Genomic DNA, 21,807 nt, shown 5'->3' with positions numbered 1-21,807 from the left:
GAAGGGTGAGTGAAACGATGAAGCCTATTGTAAAAGTGAAAAACCTTACTTTTAAGTATGATAAGCGAATAGAAGAAGAGACTTTGTCGGATCTTTCGTTTACGGTCAATCAAGGGGAGTGGCTGGCGGTAATTGGTCACAATGGATCGGGTAAATCAACACTCGCAAAACTATTAGTTGGATTACTTGAACCAGAAGAGGGTTCTATCTGTATTGCAGGGTTAAATGTCAATGACACGATGAACCGGAATGGTAGGAGTCATATTGGTTTAGTATTTCAAAATCCAGAAAACCAATTTATCGGTACAACTGTTGAAGATGATGTAGCTTTTGGTTTGGAGAATATAAATATGCCCTACGAAGAGATGGTAAAAAGAATAGGTAAGGCACTTAAACTAGTTGATATGTATGAATTTCGTTCGCATGATCCATCCAGGTTATCTGGAGGGCAAAAACAAAGGGTAGCAATAGCAGGAATGCTTGCTTTAAAACCTTCACTGATCATTTTGGATGAAGCTTTGGTAATGTTAGATCCAAAAAGCAGGCGTGAGTTACTTTCTACACTTCAACACTTGATAAAAACAGAAAATATAACAGTTATTTCGATCACCCATGATATGAACGAAGCGGCATCAGCAGATCGAATCATGATCCTAGAAAAAGGAAGAATAGTAAAAAGTGGCTCTCCAAGCCTAATTTTCGAAGAGCAGCTGGATTTACAGCCTCCCTTTGCTGAAAGATTGAAACGAGAGCTGATAACAAGGGGCGGGGAATTTCCAGAGAATTATATGACGGAAGAAGAAATGGTGAGAAGGTTATGCAACTATTGTTTGATAGTGTAACAGCAGATTATCAACTTGGTCCAATTCGTAGTCCAAGAGTTCTGCGGTCTATTGATATGAATTTAAAATCCGGTTCTTTTACAGCTGTGATTGGACATACAGGTTCAGGGAAATCTAGTTTACTAAAAGCGATGAATGGTCTATTAATTCCGACAGATGGTCAAATAAAGATTGGTGATACAGTAATTAAGGCTGGCAAAAACAAGCGTTCTTTAAAAAAGATAAGAAAACAAGTTGGCATGGTCTTTCAGTTTCCAGAATCGCAACTGTTTGCTGAAACGGTAGAGCAGGATATTTGTTTTGGACCACTAAATTTTGGCGTTCCACTAATAAAGGCAAAGAAGATGGCTCGAGATGTATTAATACAAGTCGGTTTAGATCCAATTATACTAACGAAGTCTCCGTTCTCCTTATCTGGAGGGCAAAAACGCCGTGTTGCAATTGCTGGTATTCTTGCCATGCAACCAGAAGTACTTGTACTCGATGAACCTGGAGCTGGACTTGATCCAGCTGGAAAAAAAGAAATTTTATCATTAATTGCATCTTGGCACCACGAGAAGAAGTTGACAACAGTGCTTGTTACCCATGATATGGATGATGTTGCTACTTATGCAGATGACGTTATTATTATGAATGAGGGACAAATAGTCATGCATGGTGATAAAAGGTCTATATTTTCAGAGGAGAAAGAGTTAAAAAAATGGCATGTAGATGTTCCAGATGCCAGGCGATTTCAGTTGAGGATCGAACAAGAAACAGGAGTAATCCTGCCTCAAGTCTGCTTAACGGTAGAAGAATTAGCCGAAGCATTAATCGAGGTGAATCTGGCATGAATAAATTAATCTTAGGGCGTTACTTTCCGGGTGATTCCTGGCTTCATCGGTTAGATCCGAGGGCGAAACTACTAGCTGGTGTTTATTTTATTTTTGTGCTTTTTTTAGCAAATAATTGGGAAACCTATCTAGTACTTGGATTATTTACTTTTGCAGTTATGCGTTTGTCAGATGTAAAGTTTGGTATCTACCTGCGAGGAGTTCGTCCACTAATTTGGCTAATTTTGTTTACTGTTTTTCTGCAAATCTTGTTTACAGCTGGCGGGGAAATTTATCTAGACTGGGGACCAATAACAATATCTGAATTTGGTTTAATTAATGGTGTCTATATTTTTTGTCGTTTTGTCATGATTATTTTCATTTCAACAGTAATAACATTAACGACAAAACCAATTGATTTAACAGATGCGATTAATATTTTGTTGCGACCATTACAGAAGCTAAGGATTCCAGTAGATGAATTATCGCTGATGCTATCGATTTCTTTGCGCTTTATACCTAATTTACTGGATGAAACTCAAAAAGTAATGGATGCACAACGTGCAAGAGGGACAGAATTTGGGGAAGGTTCACTGTTCAGACAAATGAAGACGCTAGTGCCAATTTTTCTTCCGTTATTTGTAAGTTCGCTAAACCGCGCAGAAGATATGGCAAATGCAATGGAAGTGCGGGGCTATCAATCTGGTGAAAAAAGATCAATCTTTCGTCAGTTATACTGGAGAAGACGAGATACTCTATCGTTATTTATTATGATTTTATTAACTACTTTATTAATCTGGCTAAGAACAGAAGGCGGGATTGGACACTAAAAAAACGATTTCTCATGAAGAGGAATCGTTTTTTGAATCGTTCTTTTAAAATTATATAGCGGCGGAGGGGATCGAACCCCCGACCTCACGGGTATGAACCGTACGCTCTAGCCAGCTGAGCTACACCGCCAAGTATCGTTTAACTATAGTTACCAATGCGTACTGTTGGCCTAGAGTCACAAATGATATAATACAATAGCAATTACTTAGTGTCAATAGTATAGTTTAATATCTGAATATTAGTCAATTTCATAATACTGATTACTACCAAGTTGGCATCGAGGATGACAACTTGCTGCATAAGGTAATTATGAAATTGATTCAATAAAACAAATATAATCGTTGTTGAAAAATGATAGATAGTTTTAATTTAAAAAGGGGGAGAATTTAATGATTTGTTTAGTAAGACACGGGGAGACGGACTGGAACTACTTGGGTAAAATTCAAGGGAAGACAGATATACCGCTTAACGCCACAGGAAAACGACAAGCAGAGGAATGTAGGGAATATGTGAATAGTCTTGATTGGGATTTCTTTATTTCTAGCCCGTTGCTAAGGGCGAAGCAAACGGCCGAAATTCTAAATAAGGATTTGAAATTACCAATTATAGAAATGGAAGAATTTAAAGAAAGGTCCTTTGGTGAAGCTGAAGGTCTTACCATCGAAGAAAGAGTTGCTCGATATCCGGATGGTGATTATCCAGGTCAGGAAGAAAGAGAAGATTTGAAAAATCGTGTTATGAATGGTATTGAAATAATAAATAAACGTTATCCAGACAAAAAGGTATTACTTGTAGCTCATGGAGCTGTAATTGGGACTATACTGTCAACAATCTCTAGTGGAAAGGTTGGTTCAGGTAAAACAAAATTAATGAATGCGTGTATTAGTAATATCCAGTACGTGGACCAACAATGGAAAATTCATAATTATAACCAAATTGATCATCTATCTTAATCTATTTCATAATTACCATATGCATTAATTGTCATCTTGGATGACAACTTTCAAAAGAACAGCATGATAAAATGGACTAATTTAAATAAAAAGTACTTGGAGTATGGGGGATGGCTGGATGGAATTTTTAGATGTTTATGATGAAACCGGAAACTATACGGGGGTAGCTTCTAGAAAAGAAGTACACAAGGAAGGTTTATGGCATCAAACATTCCACTGTTGGATAGTGAGTCAAGAAGCGGAAAAGAAATATCTTTTATTTCAAATTAGACAAAAAGATAAGGACTTATTTCCGAATCTATTAGATATTTCGGCTGCTGGACACCTTCTAGCTGGTGAATCTGTAGTGGATGGTTGCAGGGAGTTAGAAGAAGAAATGGGTATAGTAGTTGATTATAATGAATTGAATTTTGTCGGGATTATTAACGAAAAACTAGAGGGGGATAATTTTTCTGATTTTGAGTTTTGTAACGTATTTTTGTATAAGACAAAATTAGAAGTGAACGAATTTAACATACAAGAAGAGGAGCTCGCAGGGTTAGTTAAAATAGAGTTAACAGATATTTTCAACTTATTTCTAGGAAATCTTGATGAGGTAGCAGTAGATGGATTCAAACAAGAAGCCGGAGAAAGAACTACTATTTATAATAAAGTGACTAGAGATGATTTTGTTCCTCACCAGCTTGACTACTATTTAACGGTATTCCGTTGTGCTGATAAAATAAAAGACAAAACAAGCGCCCTGTGAGATTCGCGGGGCGCTTGTTTTGTCTTTTATTTAAGTATTTGTGCTATTAATTTCATTACTAATTAATTTTTGGTATGATTCGCCAAATTATATGAATCTATTTGCGTCAGTGAATCTCTACTTATTTCCTTTAGGTTAATCAATTTTATAATAGCTATTTACCGCCATCAGGGTACGACATATAGTTGTATGAAACCTTTTCGAACTATATGTTGTTGGTATATGGCTTGATATTATAAATATGAAATTGACTTAGCTATGGTTTAATAAACTATTAAAACTTAAAAACATAGATTCAAGATTGTCGACGAGATAGTTAGCAAGTGATTTATTATGTTGAATTGGGTTTACTATCCTAGAAACTAGTCGAACATTTTTGATTAGCACTCCTGATGGTTTGACAAAAAAATGAGATTAGCTGTGTTTTAATATTCATCAGGAGGGAGTGATGTAGAATGATAGATTCTGCAACGGGTAGTGAATCCAAATCAATTTTTATAACTAAAAACATGGAGACCTGGAAGCGGAGGTTGGGGGAGAAGGCGAAATTGTTCTTTCTTGAGAAGGGCTGGCTATTAATAATTGTTGGCTTCTTACTTGGTAGGGCTATTGTGCTATCCGCATTATCGCCTTTTGCCCTTTCTTTTCTCGCTTCTGTCTGGTTTATGCGTAAGGATAAATCATTTAGAGTTATGCTTGCGACGCTAGCAGGTGCTCTGACTTATCATTGGCAACACGGAGTTTACGTTTTGATTGCTATGGTATTTTTTATCGTTTTAGCATCTTTATTTAAGTATATGAATCATCAACAAAGGATTATTCCTATTGTTGTATTTTTTGCTAGTTTAATGCCGCGAGTATTTAATTATTTTATGTTTGAACAAGTTACTGCATATGAATGGATGTTAGCAGCTGTTGAAGGAGTACTTAGTGCTGTCTTAGTACTTATCTTTATGCAAAGCATTCCATTGTTATCACCAAAAAGATTTAAACCGACATTAAAGAATGAGGAGATTGTTTGTTTAATTATTCTACTTGCATCTGTTCTGACCGGAACAATTGGCTGGGAAATTCAAGGAGCATCATTTGAACAGATATCCTCACGCTATTTAGTACTACTGCTTTCGTACATAGGGGGAGCAGCTATTGGGTCAACGGTAGGGGTAGTAGCTGGTTTGATACTAAGTTTGGCTAATGTAGCTAATTTGTATCAAATGAGTTTGCTTGCTTTCTCTGGTTTACTAGGTGGGCTGCTAAAGGACGGAAAAAAAATAGGGGTTAGCTTAGGGTTATTTGTCGGGACAGCGCTTATAGGTATATATGGAAGAGGGGTCGCGGAACTTCTTCCATCACTACTCGAATCTTCTATTGCAGTTCTTTTATTTTTATTTACACCAGAAAGTTGGATAAAGAAGTTGTCTAGATATATACCGGGAACTGTTGAGCACTCAAAAGAGCAGGAGCAATATTTACAAAAAGTTCGCGATGTAACTGCAAACCGTGTAGAACAGTTTTCTAATGTATTCCAAGCTTTATCTAAGAGCTTTACACTTGATCCAAAAGTTACTTTGGAGGAAGAGGACGACCGTGAAAATGATTACTTTTTAAGTAACGTGACAGAGAAAACGTGTCAAACTTGTTTTAAAAAAGATTGGTGCTGGGCCCAACAATTTGATAAAACTTATGATTTAATGACTGAATTAAAGAGTGACTTGTCAGAGGAAGATCAGCCGAATAAAATTTTACTACGTAACTTTGAGAATCATTGTGTTAAATCTAAGAAGGTAATCGATACGATGAATCAAGAGCTTTCTTTCTTTGAAGCGAATCGTAAGTTAAAGAAACAAGTAACTGAAAGCAGGCGTTTTGTGGCTGACCAGTTGCTAGGAGTTTCCGAGGTGATGGGTGATTTTGCTATTGAGATTCTCAAGGAAAGAGAAAATCACGAATACCAAGAAATTGAAATAGTTGCTGCACTAAAGCATATGGGTATTGAAATTGAAAAGCTTGATATTTATAGCTTAGAAAAAGGGAAAATCGATATCGAAATGAATTTGTCGTTCTACAATTACCATGGGGAAGGACAAAAGCTGATAGCTCCGATGCTGTCTGATATCTTAAAAGAATCTGTCATCGTAAAGGAGGAGGAAATATCCCCACTTCCTAACGGATATTGTTATTTTTCTTTTGGATCCGCAAAGAAATATGTAATTGAAGCAGGCGTATCCCATGCTGCTAAGGGTGGTGGACTAATATCAGGCGATAGTTATTCTACGATTGAACTAGGTGCGGGTAAATATGCAATGGCAATTAGTGATGGAATGGGTAACGGGCAACGAGCGCATGAAGAAAGTACAGAGACGTTACGTCTATTACAACAAATATTGCAATCTGGTATTCAAGAGCAAGTGGCGATTAAATCGATAAACTCTATTTTATCTTTGAGAACTAGCGATGAAATATTTTCCACATTAGATTTGGCGATGATAGATTTGCACAATGCAGCCGTGAGGTTCCTCAAAATTGGATCAACACCGAGTTTTATTAAACGAGGAAATCAAATTTTTAAGATAGAGGCTAGTAACTTACCAATTGGAATTATTCAAGAATTTGATGTAGAGGTAGTAAGTGACCAACTTAAAGCTGGTGATATGTTAATTATGATGAGTGATGGAATTTTTGAAGGACCAAAAAATATTGAGAACGTAGATATATGGTTAAAAAGAAAAATAAAAGATATGGAAACTACAGATCCACAAGATATGGCTGACCTCATCCTAGAAGAAGTAGTGAGAACAAGGTCAGGTGAAATAGAAGATGATATGACGGTTCTTGTGGCGAAGGTAGAAAAGAATAACCCGAAATGGGCAGCAATACCGACTGATTACAAGGAGGCAAAATAAGGATATCTATAACCTTATTAAATCAGGTATAATCTTCTCCTTCATTGACCATGCTGATGATGAAAAGTGTAACGTTCTAGTAGATTTACTTTAGATTACGTGACACGAACGGATAAACAGGAGGAGTTATAGCTGATGAGAACAGGAACATTAAAGCAAATTCTATTAATTACGGATGGATGTTCAAATAAAGGTGAAGATCCATCTGCTGTTGCTGCCTTGGCTGCCCAACAGGGAATTACAGTAAATGTTATTGGCATTTTAGAGGATGACCAAAGCGAAGACCCAACAGGTTTAAAGGAAGTGGAAGAGGTGGCCATGTCAGGTGGAGGTGTTAGTCAACTTGTTTACCAAAAAGCATTGTCACAGACCGTTCAAACCGTTACAAAACAAGCAATGACCCTAACTTTACAGGGTGTCGTTAATCAGGAATTGAAACAAATATTAGGTCCAAATCAGAGTTTAGAGGAACTTCCACCAGAACAGCGTGGGGAAGTAATGGAAGTTGTCGAAGACTTAGGAGAAACATGTGATTTAGAGGTACTGGTTTTAGTTGATACAAGTGCAAGTATGCATAATAAGCTTCCGACTGTTCAAGAAGCGTTGGTTGATTTGTCGGTAAGTATGAATGCAAGAATTGGTCGCAACCGTTTTGCGATTTTTTCTTTTCCTGGTAAAAGAAAAGATATTAATAAAGTATTAGATTGGTCACCAAAACTTGAATCTATGTCCTCCATTTTCCCTAAATTAACAAGTGGGGGTATTACACCTACAGGTCCTGCGTTAAAACAAGCAATGTATCAGTTTGGAAAGAAAAGCTTACGAAGGAGCTTCATGAGAGAAAATGAATCAAACATCGAAGAAACAGGGCATTGACCTTAGGCCGGGAAGCATCGTTGTCGGTAAGTGGCATCATAATCGCTATTATATAAAAAAACAACTTGGTCGTGGAGCGATAGGATCAGTTTATCTATGTGAATGTAACGGAAAAAAAGCAGCACTAAAGATTAGTGATAAGGGTTCCTCTGTTACAATGGAAGTAAATGTACTTAAAACCTTCCAAAAGGTCCAAGGAAAACGCCTTGGGCCTTCTTTATTAGACGTTGATGATTGGATTGATAGTTTCGGTAACCGTTATTCTTTTTATGTAATGGATTATTTAAAAGGTAAACAGATGTCGACATTTATTAAACAACACGGAGAAGAGTGGCTAGGTATTTTAATCGTACAACTATTGCAGGATCTGATTAAGTTGCATAAGGAAGGTTGGGTATTTGGTGATCTTAAGACAGATAACCTAATTGTCACACATCCACCAGCAAGGCTTAGATGGATAGATGTTGGCGGAACAACACAAATAGGCCGTTCTATTAAAGAGTACACGGAGTTTTTTGATCGGGGTTATTGGGGTATGGGTTCGAGACGAGCGGAGCCCTCATATGATTTATTTGCAATAGCAATGATTATGATACATTTCTATCATCCGGTTCAGTTTGAACGAGGAAAAGTACCTAAAAAAACACTATTGACAAAATTAGATCAAATACCTCAACTAAAAATATATCAACCATGCATTAAAAAAGCGTTACTAGGTCAGTACATGACAAGCGAACAAATGAGGTCTGACCTATCATCCATCATGATGAAAGACTACAATCAAACGAGAAGCCACCAAAGCTATCAGGATAATACAAAGCAGGTACCAATAAAACGAAAAAATCATCAATTACAGAATAAAAAGAAAGAGAAGATTAACCCTATCTTTGAAAGCCTTGGTATTTGTTTTGTAGTTGTCTTGTTTTACTTCTTTTACCTTATCCTTATTTGAATTTGATAAGCTGTTATAGGGTGCTTTATCTACTATTATGCAAAATCATAGGGTTAGATGGTCATTAATGATAGGATGTAAATAGTAACATTAATGAACGCGTGGAATTTATTGGTCGTCAGATAATAATAGGAGTCGGCAGCTATTTACCGATTGAATAATGTATTTATAGGTATAAAAGATTCGGTTTCCTAAGAGCGAGGTTGTCATGATTAAAGAAGTGAATGATTTCATCCAAAAGCATCAGTTATTTCATCAAAACGCAACAGTATTAGTAGGTGTTTCGGGAGGACCCGATTCAATGGCTTTGCTTCATTATTTAAATGAACTAAAAAATAATTGGGGTTTTCGATTAATTGCATTATCCGCAGATCACGGTTTAAGGGGTGAACAATCGAGTCGGGATGTTAACTATGTCAAAAACATGTGTGAGTTATGGAAAATAGAATTTGTTGAAACCCTTTTAGATGTTCAATCGTATAAAGTAAATGAAAGTATAGGAACGCAGTTAGCAGCACGCGAACTTAGATACCGTTTTTTCGAAGAGCAAATGAAAAAGTACCAAGCAGATTATTTAGCACTTGGTCACCATGGTGATGACCAAGCAGAAACAATGATGATGCGATTTGCCAGGATTACTAATCCTTCCTTACTAAAAGGTATTCCAGTAAGACGTAATTTTGGAAATGGATTAATTGTTCGACCTTTTCTTTCTATCAATAAGGAAAAGATTGAGACTTATTGTGAAGAGAATGGCATAGTACCAAGAAGAGACCCTTCCAATAATCAGGATGTTTACACTCGAAACTTTTTTAGAATTAATATCCTTCCGTTACTTAAGAGTCAAAACCCAAATTTGCATAAAAACCTGCAAAGGCTCAGCGAAACGATAAGTTATGATGAGGAATACTTAACTCAGGAAACAAAAAAACTTATCAATAAAGAAGTTACTTTTGCAGAAGATAGACATAGTGCTACGTTTAATATAAGTGGATTTAAACAATATTCATTTGCTTTACAAAGACGGTCCTTTCATCTAATATTAAACTATCTATACAGTACAGTTCCAAAAGGACTGCATTATGTTCATGAAGATCAATTTTTTGATTTAATACATAGCAAAAAGGCGAATGTAACGGTTGAATTCCCAAAAGGCTTAAAATTGACTAAAAGCTATCATCTTATTGAATTTCACTTTCATGAATTACAAGGCAATCCTTACGTTCAATCTTTGAAAGTGCCAGGGGTTGTAACGTTGCCGGACGGTTCGACTATTATTACTTCTTTTTCTAGCGACCCAGCTGAAGGTACAGCAAATGATTTAGTGTGCAATCTCAGCGATGTCACCTTACCACTTACAGTTCGGACAAGGAAGCCAGGAGATAAAATGGTAGTTAGAGGATTAAATGGCAGCAAAAAGGTGAAAGATATCTTCATTGATGAAAAAGTACCTCTTTATCTTAGGGATAATTGGCCCTTGTTGGTTGATGATAAAGAAAAGGTAATCTGGTTGATAGGGCTTAGGAAAGGGAATATGGACCAAGATAAAAATTCAAGAAAATTTCTTCGAGTACATTATAAGAAGGGTAACATCTAGGAGGATCAGGATGCATAACGATATAGAGAAAGTATTGATTTCCAGACAGGAAATTGAAGAGAAGTGTAAAGAAATAGGCAGACAATTAACAGAGGAATATGATGGTAAGTTCCCGTTAGCAATTGGCGTTTTAAAAGGAGCAATGCCTTTTATGTCCGACGTTCTACGCTATACCGAAACTTATCTGGAAATGGATTTCATGGATGTCTCTAGTTATGGTGGAGAGATGCAGTCATCTGGAGAAGTGAAAATTGTAAAGGACTTAAACACAAAGGTTGAAGGAAGAGATTTGCTAATCATTGAAGACATCATTGATAGTGGTTTGACACTCAACTATTTAGTAGACTTGTTTAAGTATAGAAAGGCTAACTCGATTAAAATCGTAACCTTACTAGACAAGCCAGTGGGTAGAACGGTCGATATTAAAGCGGATGTTGTTGGATTTGAAGTTCCGAATGAGTTCGTTGTTGGATATGGTTTGGATTATCAAGAGCGATATCGGAACCTTCCATATATAGGTGTATTAAAACCTAGAATATATGGTGGAGACGAATAATGCATTTACAAGTTGCAGGAATTAGTGACAGTAAATTGACATATCATAAAATGGTAATTGCAATTAGTTGTATTTGGTCTTTTTTGTGTGATAATATTTACTATAGTTTTCTCGCTTGGGAGGAGGTAGGCAAATGAATCGTGTATTTAGAAACGTACTATTTTATTTTCTAATATTCCTAGTAGTAATAGGGGTAGTCGGAGTATTTAACGGACAAAACGATCAAGAACAACAATTTAATGTAAATCAATTTAACCAGGCACTTAGTAATGGTGAAATTGAAGAAATGACTATGGAACCATCAAATCAGGTATATCGTATTTCCGGAACTCTTTCTAGTGATGGAAGTACATTTGTGACGCACGTCCCAGATAACACTGAGATTATTGCGAGTATTACAGAAACTGCAAGAGAACAAGATATTGTAACTGTTGAACCAGAAGAACAACCAAGCGGATGGGTAACGTTTTTGACTACCATGATACCGTTTGTTATCATATTCATCTTATTCTTTTTCCTACTTAACCAAGCCCAAGGCGGCGGTAGTAAAGTAATGAACTTTGGTAAGAGTAAGGCTAAGATGTACAGTGAAGAAAAGAAGAAAGTACGATTTAAAGATGTTGCAGGAGCAGATGAGGAGAAGCAAGAGCTTGTGGAGGTAGTAGACTTCCTAAAAGATCCTCGTAAATTCACTGCTATTGGTGCGAAAATTCCTAAAGGTGTCCTATTAGTAGGTCCTCCGGGAACAGGTAAAACATTACTTGCTCGTGCTGTGGCTGGGGAAGCTGGTACACCATTCTTCTCTATTAGTGGTTCTGACTTCGTAGAGATGTTCGTTGGTGTTGGTGCTTCTCGTGTACGTGATTTATTTGAAAATGCGAAAAAGAATGCACCGTGTATTATCTTTATCGATGAGATCGATGCTGTTGGTAGACAACGTGGAGCTGGTGTTGGTGGTGGACATGACGAACGTGAGCAGACGTTAAACCAATTGCTAGTTGAGATGGATGGTTTTGGTGAGAATGAAGGTATTATTATTATCGCTGCAACTAACCGTCCAGATATCCTAGACCCAGCATTGTTACGTCCTGGACGTTTCGACCGTCAGATCACTGTAGATCGTCCTGACTTAAGAGGACGTGAAGATGTACTAAAAGTACACGCAAGAGATAAGCCATTAGCGGACGATGTAGAACTTAAAACAATTGCTTCTAGAACTCCGGGATTCTCTGGAGCGGACCTTGAGAACTTATTAAATGAAGCCGCACTTGTGGCAGCAAGAACTGACAAGACGAAAATTGAAATGGTAGATGTAGATGAAGCAATTGACCGTGTTATTGCAGGTCCAGCTAAGAAAAGCAGGGTGATTTCCAAGAAGGAAAGAAATATTGTTGCTTACCATGAAAGTGGACACACAATAATTGGAATGGTACTAGATGATGCTGATATGGTACATAAGGTAACAATTGTACCAAGGGGTCAAGCTGGTGGATATGCTGTAATGCTTCCAAAAGAAGACCGTTACTTCATGACCAAACCAGAACTACTTGATAAAATCACAGGTTTACTTGGTGGACGTGTCGCTGAAGAAATAATCTTCGGTGAAGCAAGCACTGGGGCGCATAACGATTTTCAACGAGCTACTAGTATCGTTAGAAAAATGATTACTGAATATGGTATGAGTGATAAAATTGGTCCATTACAATTTGCTAGTTCTGGTGGTCAAGTGTTCTTAGGTAGAGATATGCAGAACGAATCTAATTATAGTGATGCAATTGCTTATGAGATTGACCAAGAAATGCAGAACTTTATCAACCAGTGTTATGTTCGCGCTAAAGAAATCTTAACTGAGAACAAAGATAAATTAGAATTAGTTGCACAATCTCTTCTTAAAGTGGAGACGCTGGATGCTAAACAGATTAAGTCATTGTTTGATACTGGTGAATTACCAGAACCGGTTGTTTTTGAGAAAAACGATGAAAAAATACAAGCTGAACCTAAAGAGGATGCTACTGATAGTTCAGATGTTAAAGTGAATATTCAGTCTAAGGCAGAAGATGAAACTGCTAGTGAAGATAGTGAAACTAAGAGTGAAGAAGACAAAGATAATAAACAATAATTTCAAAAACAGCCCATAATCATGTTATTATGGGCTGTTTTTTATGAGTATAAAAAGTTAGTTCCTAACTATTGCGCCAAAAGCATAAATGATGTAATTTCAGATAGCATATAGTAAAATTTATAATTAAAATAAAAGATAGTATAAGGATGCATTGCCTGAAGAAACTTGGAAGAGGATAGTTTTTATGTATTAACCGGCTGTTATGACTATAAATTAAGGTTATGATATGATGGACAGGGTTAATTAGTAGCGAAGTTTGTCAGGTGGTTTCCACTATAAAATGAAGAAGCATTTACCAATTTATTTAACTAACCATCTGAGGTAATACCCCCTATTGATAGGGATGATCATCACTCTATATAGAAATGGTGGAGAAGAAATGATTTTTGTTCTGGATGTAGGTAATACGAACACAGTATTAGGAGTATTTAAAAGTGACCGATTAGAATACCAATGGCGAATAAAGACGGATCGTCATAAGACTGAAGATGAATATGCAATGCTTATCAAATCATTGTTGGCTCATGAGAATTTGGCTTTTTCCGATATTGACGGCATTATTATATCTTCTGTGGTCCCACCTATAATGTACTCGCTTGAAAATATGTCAAGAAAATACTTTCATAAAAAACCGATGATCATAGGAGAAAAGGCAATTGATCCATTTCTTAAAATGAAATACCCTAATCCAAAAGAAATAGGTGCTGACCGCATTGTGAATGCTGTCGGGGCAATTGAGGAGTACGGGGGACCACTTGTGATAATTGATTTCGGTACCGCTACTACTTTTTGTTATGTTAATGAAAAAGAGGAGTATGTCGGTGGAGTTATTGCTCCTGGAATAAATATTTCATTGGAAGCTCTTTATTCGAAGGCAGCTAAATTACCAAAGATTGAAATTAAAAATCCCGGTAATGTGATTGGATCTTCGACTGTAGAAGCAATGCAGTCAGGTGTGTACTTTGGATATATTGGACAAGTAGATGAAGTGGTAAGAAGGATACAAGACCAAGCAGTCGAACAAACAAAAGTAATAGCAACTGGAGGACTGGCCCCTTTAATTTCTAGTGATTCCAGAGTAATCGATATCGTAGATCCTGCTTTAACACTAAAAGGGCTTTATTTAATATATAAAAATAATGAAAATAGACAATCAACGAAGGAGTTTGATACAACATGAGTGATTATTTAATAAAAGCTACAGCATTTAACGGAACTGTTAGAGCTTATGCAGTCCAAACTACAGATACAATTGAAGAAACTAGAAAAAGACAGGATACATGGGCAACAGCCTCTGCTGCATTAGGAAGAACTATTACCATCACAGCAATGATGAGTGCGATGATGAAAGGCAAGGATAAACTAACGGTCAAGATAGAAGGAGATGGACCGGTTGGGCCAATTGTCGCAGATGGAAATGCAAAAGGTGAGGTGCGGGGGTATATTTCTAATCCGCATGTTGATTTTGAATTAAACGACCAAGGAAAACTAGATGTTGCCAGAGCTGTTGGTACAGAGGGAACTGTAAGTGTTGTTAAGGATTTAGGACTAAAAGAAAACTTTACGGGACAAGTTCCAATAGTTTCTGGTGAAGTGAGTGAAGATTTCACCTATTATTTTGCCAATTCAGAACAAGTTCCGTCTGCGGTTGGTGCGGGCGTATTAGTAAATCCGGATCACTCTATCCTGGCTGCGGGCGGTTTTATTATCCAGGTGATGCCTGGAGCAGACGATGATACTATTGGAGAAATTGAAAAGCGCATTAGTGAAATACCTGCTATCTCTAGTTTAATCCAGTCAGGTAATACTCCAGAAGATATATTAAATCAATTATTAGGAGCTGACAATATCAAGATACATGAAAAGCTACCGATTCAATTTTCATGTCCTTGTTCTAGAGAAAGAATTGAGCAGGCAATAAAAAGTCTTGGAAATGATGAAATTAATTCAATGATAACAGAAGATAATGGTGCAGAGGCAACATGTCATTTTTGTAATGAGCAGTATAGATTTAATGCTGATGAATTAGATGCATTAAAATCGGAATAAGGAGAGGGAATAGAAATGACGCGGAGGCTTTTGTGGGGAATTATTATTCTTCTTTTCGTAACAAATTTGACAACACTTGTAGTTTGGATTAACAGTAGCGGTGACCCAGCGGAAGATTTTAGCGTTAGCGTAAATAAAAAAGAGCCTGTTGCAACAATTGCGGGTGAAGATATTTCTTATAAAGAGTGGGCAAATCAATTAGAAGATAAATTCGGCGAGCAAGTGTTAAAAGATATGATAGACAAAAAGCTAGTATTCCAACTGGCAGAGGAGCAGAATTTAAACCTAAATGACAAGTTAATTGAACGTGAGCTTTCGCTTTTGTACACAATGGATGGAATATTAACGAAAGAACAAATTGAAAAGAAAAGAGAAGAATGGATCGAAGATATTCGGTATCGATATTTCATGGAAGAATTACTAACTAAGAATGTTGATGTATCTGAGAATGAAATCGCCGCATACTATGATAGTTATAAAAATCAGTATGAATTTAGCGAGTCGATTCAATTATCGCATATTTTGGTTGATGATCAAAAAACAGCTGAAAAAATTATTAGCGAGCTTGAATCAGGGGCATCTTTTAATTTATTGGCTAGGGAATATTCAATAGATGAAGAAACAAAAAGTGATGGTGGATACTTAGGTTATTATACTGAAGGCAGTAACTTTTTGCCCTCGGATTATTATAATAAGGCTATGGATATGGAGGAACATACGTATAGCCAACCGTTTTTAACGGCTAAAGGTGTTGCAATTATCTATTTACACAGATTATTACCTGAAGTGTCGTTTACTTATGGTGAATTAAAAAATCATATAAGAAGAGAAGTTGCGTTAGAGCAAGTAGAAACAATTATATCAGCCAATCCTCTTTGGATTGAAGCGGATATTGAATGGATCTACGAGTAAAATTAGTAGAAAATTCCAGTTAATTTAGTTGACATCTTTATGGCTTTTAGCGTAATCTAAAGTTAAATCCAACAAAAATACTAGGAATTAGGAGTGGTAAAATGAAAATAGCTCAATCTATTGCAGATTTAATTGGTAATACTCCAATTGTAAAGTTGAACCGGACAGCTGATGCTGCTGACGCTGAAATTTATTTGAAATTAGAATTTATGAATCCAGGTAGCTCAGTGAAAGACCGTATTGCTTTGTCGATGATTGAAGCAGGTGAAAAGAATGGCAAGTTAAAAGAAGGCGATACAATCGTTGAACCTACTAGTGGAAACACTGGTATTGGTCTAGCTCTTGTAGCGGCGGTAAAAGGGTATAAAGCGGTTCTAGTTATGCCTGACACAATGAGCATGGAAAGACGTAATTTGCTACGAGCATACGGCGCTGATTTAGTCCTTACTCCTGGCGCTGAGGGAATGAAAGGCGCTATTAAAAAGGCTGAGGAACTTCAAGCCGAGCATGGTTACTTCATGCCGCAGCAGTTTAATAACGAAGCAAACCCAGCAGTCCATGCCCGTTCAACGGGTAAAGAAATTGTTGAGCAAATGGGTGATCAGTTAGATGGTTTTGTTTCTGGAATTGGTACAGGAGGTACTATTACCGGTGCTGGAAAAGTTCTAAAAGAGAAATATAAGGATATTAAAATATACGCTGTTGAACCTGAAGATTCTGCAATCTTATCGGGCGGGAAACCTGGTCCCCATAAAATTCAAGGAATCGGTGCAGGATTCGTACCAGCTGTTTTAGATACTGAAGTTTACGATGAAGTAATCACTGTAAGTAACGATGATGCTTACGCTACTGCAAGAGAAGCTGCGCGAAAAGATGGTCTATTAGGTGGAGTTTCATCTGGTGCAGCAATTTTTGCGGCAAAAAAGGTGGCAAAGCAGCTAGGAAAAGGTAAAAAGGTTTTAGCTGTAATTCCTAGTAACGGCGAAAGATATCTATCTACTCCTCTTTATCAATTTGAAGACGAAGAATAGCGTTCCCTTAACCCTTGCAGAAATGCAGGGGTTTTTTGGTGTGATTGATTGTTAGTATCTATAGATATAATGTCTAAAATAATAAGCCATAATAATGAATAAATTTTAAATATCATGTAAAATGAACAGAGAAATTATTTTGTAAGGGCGGACTAAAGATGAATAGACAGTTATCCACTAGAGTGAAAACCTATAATTTAAATGAAAAAACATTAGTGATGGGCATTTTGAATGCAACTCCAGATTCTTTCTCGGATGGCGGAAAATATAATGAGGTGGATAAAGCGGTTGAACAGGCAATTGCTATGGAAAAACAAGGAGCGGACATCATTGATATTGGTGGTGAGTCAACTAGGCCAAGTCATCAATCTGTCGATGTAACTGATGAATTAAATCGAGTATTACCAATAATAGAGGCAGTGAGTAAGCGGGTTAATATACCAATTTCAATTGATACTTATAAGGCAGAGACAGCTAAACAAGCGATTGAAGCAGGTGCATCAATAATAAATGATGTTTGGGGTGCTAAGAAGGATCCGGAAATTGCCAAGGTAGCTTCAAACTACAACGTTCCAATTATCTTGATGCATAACAGAGATAACATGGATTACACTTCTATTATTGATGATATGAAGGACGATTTAAATGAAAGTATTGAAATTGCACTCGATGCTGGTGTGAATGAAAATCATATATTTTTAGATCCGGGCATTGGATTTGCTAAAACGATAGAAGATAATTTGATGGCGATGAGAAATATGGACCAATTTCTAGATTTAGGTTATCCAATCCTTTTAGGTACGTCGCGTAAATCAGTCATTGGTAAAGTATTGGACTTGCCCGTAACAGAGAGAGATGAAGGAACAGGTGCTACAGTTTGTTACGGAATTACTAAGGGTGTTGATATTGTAAGAGTCCATAACGTTGAGTTCACTGTTCGAATGACTAAGATGATGGATGCTATGATTGGAAGAGGTGAAAATTAATATGGATAAAATATATTTAAATGAGATGGAGTTCTATGGCTATCATGGTCTTTTTCCTGAGGAAAATAAGCTAGGGCAACGTTTTTATGTTGATTTAGTTCTAGAACTGGATTTGAAAGAAGCTGGTAAATCAGATGATATGGTTGATTCAATTAATTATGGAACCGTATTTCAATTAACTAAAGAAATAGTAGAAGGCCGTGCAAGGAATCTTGTGGAAGCAGTGGCTGAAGATTTGTCGACATGTTTGTTGACTACATTTGATAAGTTAGTAGCTTGTACAGTTAAGCTTTATAAGCCTGATCCACCGATAGCTGGTCACTACCGATCTGTAGCGGTTGAAATTTATAGGGAGAGTCACAAATGATTACTGCATATATAGCGTTAGGATCCAATATACAACCAAGGCATTCTTTTTTATTAAATGCAATTAGCCAAATAGATAATCATGATGAAATTAAAGTTACCTCCAAGTCACAAATCTATGAAACGGAACCGGTTGGTTTAAAAGAACAAGAAAATTTTTTAAACATGGTGGTGGAGGTTAGTACAAGTCTAAAACCATTGCAGTTACTTGGTTACTGCCAGGGAATTGAGAAAGAACTTGGAAGAAAGAGGGAAATAAGGTGGGGTCCCAGAACGATAGACCTTGACATTTTGCTCTATAATCAAGAGAATATTAAAACGGAACAACTAATTGTTCCTCATCCTAGAATGCATGAGCGGGCTTTTGTTCTCATCCCATTAAAAGATATTGACCCAATGATTATTATTCCGACCGTGAATAAAAATGTTTCAGTTATTCTTGATGAGGCGACAGTAGAAGACAAAAAGGGAGTCATCAAATGGGTACCAACGACTGGGGAAGAAGAATAAAGGCTTATCGTAAATTAAAAGGATATACGCAAGTGCAGTTTGCACGTAAGTTGGGTATATCGGTTTCAGTAATTGGTGAGGTTGAAAGAGGTAATCGAATACCATCCTCAAGTCTATTACTTCAAATTACCGATCTTTTAAATATATCGTTAGAGGAATTAACTCCGGATAATTAATGCCAGTTGATTTATTCATAACAAGAAGAATACAGGTGTATCACCATTAAAAATAGAGTGGTGCTTGATGGGCGGAAACAGGCGAATTAATCAATGACCCTAATCCAAAGGGAAAATCGATGTGTGTATGCTACATGCAGATCGTTTAATGCGTCTGAAAATAAGATAAATGAGAAAGCATGCCGCTTGGAACCTAAATGGCCTGAACGGTAATGGGAAAGTTAGAAACCTTTCAACATTATAGAAGCGTGTGAATCACTAGGGATATTCTCTATAGTTTTGTTGATTAAATAGAAGCTTAGGCAAAAGTAGGAGTTTCGTAATTAAAGGTAATACATTGACACTTCGCAGTTCATTTTCTATACTAAAGCCATAAGTGTGTTGCTGCCAGTGGTTAACTGGCAGCTTTTTAATACTATTAATTATGTTATAAAATGTTAATGTACATAAGATAAATAAATAAATAAATGGAGTGAAAAATTATGACTGAAGAGTTAAATGACCTCATGCGCGTTCGCAGAGAAAAATTACAAGCTTATAAAGACCAAGGAATCGATCCATTTGGTGATAAATATGTGCGTACGCATTTAGCTGAGCAATTGAAGCAGGAATTTGATCATTTTACTAAGGAAGAGTTGGAAGAGAAAAATATAGAAACAACTATTGCAGGACGGGTCATGACAAAACGAGGTAAGGGGAAAGCTGGCTTTGCCCATGTACAAGACTTAAGTGGACAAATCCAACTATATATTCGACTTGATAAAGTTGGGGAAGAAGACTATGAGTTATTTAACACTACTGATATGGGTGATATTGTAGGTGTAACTGGTGTTGTCTTTAAAACAAAAGTAGGAGAGCTATCGGTAAAGGCAACTAACTTCCGGATGCTAACTAAATCACTTCGTCCATTGCCAGAAAAGTTTCATGGTTTGAAGGATGTAGAACAACGGTATCGTCAACGTTATTTGGATTTAATTACAAACCAGGAGAGTAAAGAAACATTTTTAACTCGTAGTAAAATCATACAAGCAATGCGTCGTTACCTAGACGATAATGGATTTCTTGAAGTGGAGACACCGATGATGCATGGAATTGCTGGCGGTGCATCTGCTAGACCTTTTACCACACATCACAATGCGCTGGATATACCTCTTTATATGAGAATTGCAATTGAGCTACATTTAAAAAGATTGGTTGTCGGTGGAATGGAACAAGTATATGAAATAGGACGTGTTTTCCGTAATGAAGGTGTTTCTACCCGACACAATCCGGAATTTACTATGCTGGAGCTCTATGAAGCTTATGCTGACTTCCATGATATCATGTCATTAGTTGAGAACATGGTAGCTCATATTGCTAAAAAAGTAATTGGATCTACAACAGTTCCTTATGGAGATCATCAAGTGAATCTTGAACCTGAATGGAAGAGAATCCATATGGTTGATGCGATTAAAGAGCACACTGATGTGGATTTCTGGAAAGAGATGAGTGATGAAGAAGCAAAAGCATTAGCGAAAAAACACGGGATTGGCATTAAAGATACGATGACGTTTGGTCACATAGTAAATGAGTTCTTTGAACAAAGAGTTGAAGATAAATTGATTCAACCGACATTTGTCTATGGTCATCCTGTTGAAATATCCCCACTAGCTAAAAAGAACAAAGAAGATGGAAGATTTACGGATCGCTTTGAATTATTCATTGTTGGACGTGAACACGCTAATGCATTTTCAGAATTAAACGACCCGATAGATCAACGCGAACGTTTTGAAGCGCAGGTAAAAGAAAAAGAACAAGGAAACGACGAAGCTCACGAAATGGATGAAGATTTTCTTGAAGCATTAGAATACGGCATGCCGCCCACAGGTGGCTTAGGTATAGGAATTGATCGACTTGTTATGTTACTAACTAATGCCCCATCTATTAGAGATGTATTATTATTTCCGCAAATGCGTAATCGATAACTTCAAGTTGCCCCTCGGCTTACAAAAGCAGAGGGGCAATCTTTATATAAAAATATTATGCAAGGTTATTGATTTACCATATATTTCAAAGTATAAACCTGTTGCTTTAAGGAGAAAATCTGTTAAATTATTAATCGTTGCCTAAACGAGGCGCAGGAAAAAGTTAATTATCACTTTTTGAAAAAAGTTGTTGATTTAATTTGAACAACATGGTATATTAATTAAGTTGCCGTTTTGATTTGTTGGCAACACAAAAACATTTTTAAAAAGTTGTTGACTTTATCAAAACAACTTGATATAATAATTAAGCTGTCGAAAAAGACATCAACATTTTGATCCTTGAAAACTGAACGAAACAACCAGTATGTTAAGTAAGAAATTAAGCTAGTTTTTTGAACGAGCAATCAAGCTCATAAACTTTATGGAGAGTTTGATCTTGGCTCAGGACGAACGCTGGCGGCGTGCCTAATACATGCAAGTCGAGCGCAGGAAGTAAGTGATCACCCTTCGGGGTGTGAACTTGTGGAATGAGCGGCGGACGGGTGAGTAACACGTGGGCAACCTACCTGTAAGACTGGGATAACTCCGGGAAACCGGAGCTAATACCGGATAACACTTTCT

General features: G+C 36.8%; 20 protein-coding genes, 1 tRNA gene and 1 rRNA gene. 21 read left to right on the top strand and 1 reads right to left on the bottom strand.

Going from position 1 to position 21,807, the window contains the following annotated elements; all coding sequences use genetic code 11:
- Positions 1-17 precede the first annotated feature (17 nt).
- From LD272_RS19915 to LD272_RS19905, 3 genes are read left to right on the top strand one after another with little or no spacing between them, the layout of a single operon-like run.
- A complete protein-coding gene (locus LD272_RS19915) occupies positions 18-842 on the top strand; it encodes an energy-coupling factor transporter ATPase (RefSeq protein ID WP_226038354.1) in 825 nt (274 codons plus the stop codon).
- The gene (locus LD272_RS19910) at positions 818-1,675 is read left to right on the top strand and encodes an energy-coupling factor transporter ATPase (protein WP_226038353.1); all 858 of its coding nucleotides are present in this window, start codon (positions 818-820) and stop codon (positions 1,673-1,675) included. The genes LD272_RS19915 and LD272_RS19910 overlap by 25 nt, the downstream gene beginning before the upstream one ends.
- The gene (locus LD272_RS19905; protein ID WP_226038352.1) at positions 1,672-2,484 is read left to right on the top strand and encodes an energy-coupling factor transporter transmembrane component T family protein; all 813 of its coding nucleotides are present in this window, start codon (positions 1,672-1,674) and stop codon (positions 2,482-2,484) included. Before LD272_RS19910 ends, LD272_RS19905 begins: the two co-directional genes overlap by 4 nt.
- A gap of 56 nt (positions 2,485-2,540) precedes the next feature.
- Here LD272_RS19905 and LD272_RS19900 read toward each other — a convergent pair.
- A tRNA-Met gene (locus tag LD272_RS19900) sits at positions 2,541-2,614 on the bottom strand.
- A 260-nt stretch (positions 2,615-2,874) separates the two neighbouring features.
- Between LD272_RS19900 and LD272_RS19895 the strand changes: the two genes are divergently transcribed.
- From LD272_RS19895 to LD272_RS19805, 18 genes are all read left to right on the top strand, one after another.
- The gene (locus LD272_RS19895) at positions 2,875-3,438 is read left to right on the top strand and encodes a histidine phosphatase family protein (protein ID WP_226038351.1); all 564 of its coding nucleotides are present in this window, start codon (positions 2,875-2,877) and stop codon (positions 3,436-3,438) included.
- Between the two features lie 118 nt (positions 3,439-3,556).
- Positions 3,557-4,186 carry an NUDIX hydrolase gene (locus LD272_RS19890; RefSeq protein WP_226038350.1) on the top strand — a complete coding sequence of 210 codons (630 nt, stop codon included), beginning with the start codon at positions 3,557-3,559 and terminating at the stop codon, positions 4,184-4,186.
- Positions 4,187-4,641: 455 nt separating this feature from the next.
- Positions 4,642-7,089, top strand: coding sequence for a stage II sporulation protein E (spoIIE, locus tag LD272_RS19885; protein WP_226038349.1), 2,448 nt, complete (start codon positions 4,642-4,644; stop codon positions 7,087-7,089).
- A 135-nt stretch (positions 7,090-7,224) separates the two neighbouring features.
- The gene (locus LD272_RS19880; protein WP_226038348.1) at positions 7,225-7,965 is read left to right on the top strand and encodes a vWA domain-containing protein; all 741 of its coding nucleotides are present in this window, start codon (positions 7,225-7,227) and stop codon (positions 7,963-7,965) included.
- The gene (gene prkT / locus LD272_RS19875) at positions 7,934-8,917 is read left to right on the top strand and encodes a serine/threonine protein kinase PrkT (protein ID WP_226038347.1); all 984 of its coding nucleotides are present in this window, start codon (positions 7,934-7,936) and stop codon (positions 8,915-8,917) included. Before LD272_RS19880 ends, prkT begins: the two co-directional genes overlap by 32 nt.
- 208 nt (positions 8,918-9,125) lie before the next feature.
- Entirely contained in the window at positions 9,126-10,514 is a 1,389-nt protein-coding gene (gene tilS / locus LD272_RS19870; protein ID WP_226038346.1) for a tRNA lysidine(34) synthetase TilS, read from the top strand.
- A 10-nt stretch (positions 10,515-10,524) separates the two neighbouring features.
- Positions 10,525-11,070: a hypoxanthine phosphoribosyltransferase gene (gene hpt, locus LD272_RS19865; protein WP_226038345.1), complete on the top strand. Its 546-nt coding sequence runs from the start codon at positions 10,525-10,527 to the stop codon at positions 11,068-11,070.
- A 133-nt stretch (positions 11,071-11,203) separates the two neighbouring features.
- On the top strand, positions 11,204-13,189 hold the full coding sequence (gene ftsH / locus LD272_RS19860) for an ATP-dependent zinc metalloprotease FtsH (RefSeq protein WP_226038344.1): 1,986 nt from the start codon (positions 11,204-11,206) through the stop codon (positions 13,187-13,189).
- A 382-nt stretch (positions 13,190-13,571) separates the two neighbouring features.
- Positions 13,572-14,372 (top strand): type III pantothenate kinase, encoded by an 801-nt coding sequence (locus tag LD272_RS19855; protein WP_226038343.1) that lies wholly within the window; start codon positions 13,572-13,574, stop codon positions 14,370-14,372.
- Positions 14,369-15,241 carry an Hsp33 family molecular chaperone HslO gene (gene hslO / locus LD272_RS19850; RefSeq protein WP_226038342.1) on the top strand — a complete coding sequence of 291 codons (873 nt, stop codon included), beginning with the start codon at positions 14,369-14,371 and terminating at the stop codon, positions 15,239-15,241. The genes LD272_RS19855 and hslO overlap by 4 nt, the downstream gene beginning before the upstream one ends.
- A 15-nt stretch (positions 15,242-15,256) precedes the next feature.
- Positions 15,257-16,153 carry a peptidylprolyl isomerase gene (locus LD272_RS19845; RefSeq protein ID WP_226038341.1) on the top strand — a complete coding sequence of 299 codons (897 nt, stop codon included), beginning with the start codon at positions 15,257-15,259 and terminating at the stop codon, positions 16,151-16,153.
- A 101-nt stretch (positions 16,154-16,254) separates the two neighbouring features.
- Positions 16,255-17,184 carry a cysteine synthase A gene (cysK, locus tag LD272_RS19840; RefSeq protein ID WP_226038340.1) on the top strand — a complete coding sequence of 310 codons (930 nt, stop codon included), beginning with the start codon at positions 16,255-16,257 and terminating at the stop codon, positions 17,182-17,184.
- 158 nt (positions 17,185-17,342) lie between these two features.
- Positions 17,343-18,170, top strand: coding sequence for a dihydropteroate synthase (gene folP, locus LD272_RS19835; RefSeq protein WP_226038339.1), 828 nt, complete (start codon positions 17,343-17,345; stop codon positions 18,168-18,170).
- Between the two features lies 1 nt (position 18,171).
- Positions 18,172-18,537 carry a dihydroneopterin aldolase gene (gene folB, locus LD272_RS19830; RefSeq protein ID WP_226038338.1) on the top strand — a complete coding sequence of 122 codons (366 nt, stop codon included), beginning with the start codon at positions 18,172-18,174 and terminating at the stop codon, positions 18,535-18,537.
- Complete coding sequence (folK, locus tag LD272_RS19825; RefSeq protein ID WP_226038337.1) at positions 18,534-19,046, top strand: 2-amino-4-hydroxy-6-hydroxymethyldihydropteridine diphosphokinase; 513 nt, start codon at positions 18,534-18,536, stop codon at positions 19,044-19,046. Before folB ends, folK begins: the two co-directional genes overlap by 4 nt.
- Positions 19,016-19,222 (top strand): helix-turn-helix domain-containing protein, encoded by a 207-nt coding sequence (locus LD272_RS19820; RefSeq protein ID WP_226038336.1) that lies wholly within the window; start codon positions 19,016-19,018, stop codon positions 19,220-19,222. Before folK ends, LD272_RS19820 begins: the two co-directional genes overlap by 31 nt.
- Positions 19,223-19,704: 482 nt before the next feature.
- On the top strand, positions 19,705-21,186 hold the full coding sequence (lysS, locus tag LD272_RS19810) for a lysine--tRNA ligase (protein ID WP_226038335.1): 1,482 nt from the start codon (positions 19,705-19,707) through the stop codon (positions 21,184-21,186).
- 418 nt (positions 21,187-21,604) lie between these two features.
- Positions 21,605-21,807: ribosomal RNA gene (locus LD272_RS19805) — 16S ribosomal RNA — on the top strand; the annotation flags it as partial.

Origin of the sequence: Aquibacillus saliphilus (genome assembly GCF_020404745.1) — a bacterium.
Lineage (GTDB): Bacteria > Bacillota > Bacilli > Bacillales > Amphibacillaceae > Aquibacillus > Aquibacillus saliphilus.
This window is presented reverse-complemented; position numbering and strand designations above follow the sequence as displayed.

Bases quoted from the DNA above. Each gene is read 5' to 3' on its own strand.
- LD272_RS19915 (WP_226038354.1), top strand. From the start codon at position 18: ATGAAGCCTATTGTAAAAGTGAAAAACCTTACTTTTAAGTATGATAAG.
- LD272_RS19910 (WP_226038353.1), top strand. From the start codon at position 818: ATGCAACTATTGTTTGATAGTGTAACAGCAGATTATCAACTTGGTCCA.
- LD272_RS19905 (WP_226038352.1), top strand. From the start codon at position 1,672: ATGAATAAATTAATCTTAGGGCGTTACTTTCCGGGTGATTCCTGGCTT.
- LD272_RS19895 (WP_226038351.1), top strand. From the start codon at position 2,875: ATGATTTGTTTAGTAAGACACGGGGAGACGGACTGGAACTACTTGGGT.
- LD272_RS19890 (WP_226038350.1), top strand. From the start codon at position 3,557: ATGGAATTTTTAGATGTTTATGATGAAACCGGAAACTATACGGGGGTA.
- spoIIE (WP_226038349.1), top strand. From the start codon at position 4,642: ATGATAGATTCTGCAACGGGTAGTGAATCCAAATCAATTTTTATAACT.
- LD272_RS19880 (WP_226038348.1), top strand. From the start codon at position 7,225: ATGAGAACAGGAACATTAAAGCAAATTCTATTAATTACGGATGGATGT.
- prkT (WP_226038347.1), top strand. From the start codon at position 7,934: ATGAATCAAACATCGAAGAAACAGGGCATTGACCTTAGGCCGGGAAGC.
- tilS (WP_226038346.1), top strand. From the start codon at position 9,126: ATGATTAAAGAAGTGAATGATTTCATCCAAAAGCATCAGTTATTTCAT.
- hpt (WP_226038345.1), top strand. From the start codon at position 10,525: ATGCATAACGATATAGAGAAAGTATTGATTTCCAGACAGGAAATTGAA.
- ftsH (WP_226038344.1), top strand. From the start codon at position 11,204: ATGAATCGTGTATTTAGAAACGTACTATTTTATTTTCTAATATTCCTA.
- LD272_RS19855 (WP_226038343.1), top strand. From the start codon at position 13,572: ATGATTTTTGTTCTGGATGTAGGTAATACGAACACAGTATTAGGAGTA.
- hslO (WP_226038342.1), top strand. From the start codon at position 14,369: ATGAGTGATTATTTAATAAAAGCTACAGCATTTAACGGAACTGTTAGA.
- LD272_RS19845 (WP_226038341.1), top strand. From the start codon at position 15,257: ATGACGCGGAGGCTTTTGTGGGGAATTATTATTCTTCTTTTCGTAACA.
- cysK (WP_226038340.1), top strand. From the start codon at position 16,255: ATGAAAATAGCTCAATCTATTGCAGATTTAATTGGTAATACTCCAATT.
- folP (WP_226038339.1), top strand. From the start codon at position 17,343: ATGAATAGACAGTTATCCACTAGAGTGAAAACCTATAATTTAAATGAA.
- folB (WP_226038338.1), top strand. From the start codon at position 18,172: ATGGATAAAATATATTTAAATGAGATGGAGTTCTATGGCTATCATGGT.
- folK (WP_226038337.1), top strand. From the start codon at position 18,534: ATGATTACTGCATATATAGCGTTAGGATCCAATATACAACCAAGGCAT.
- LD272_RS19820 (WP_226038336.1), top strand. From the start codon at position 19,016: ATGGGTACCAACGACTGGGGAAGAAGAATAAAGGCTTATCGTAAATTA.
- lysS (WP_226038335.1), top strand. From the start codon at position 19,705: ATGACTGAAGAGTTAAATGACCTCATGCGCGTTCGCAGAGAAAAATTA.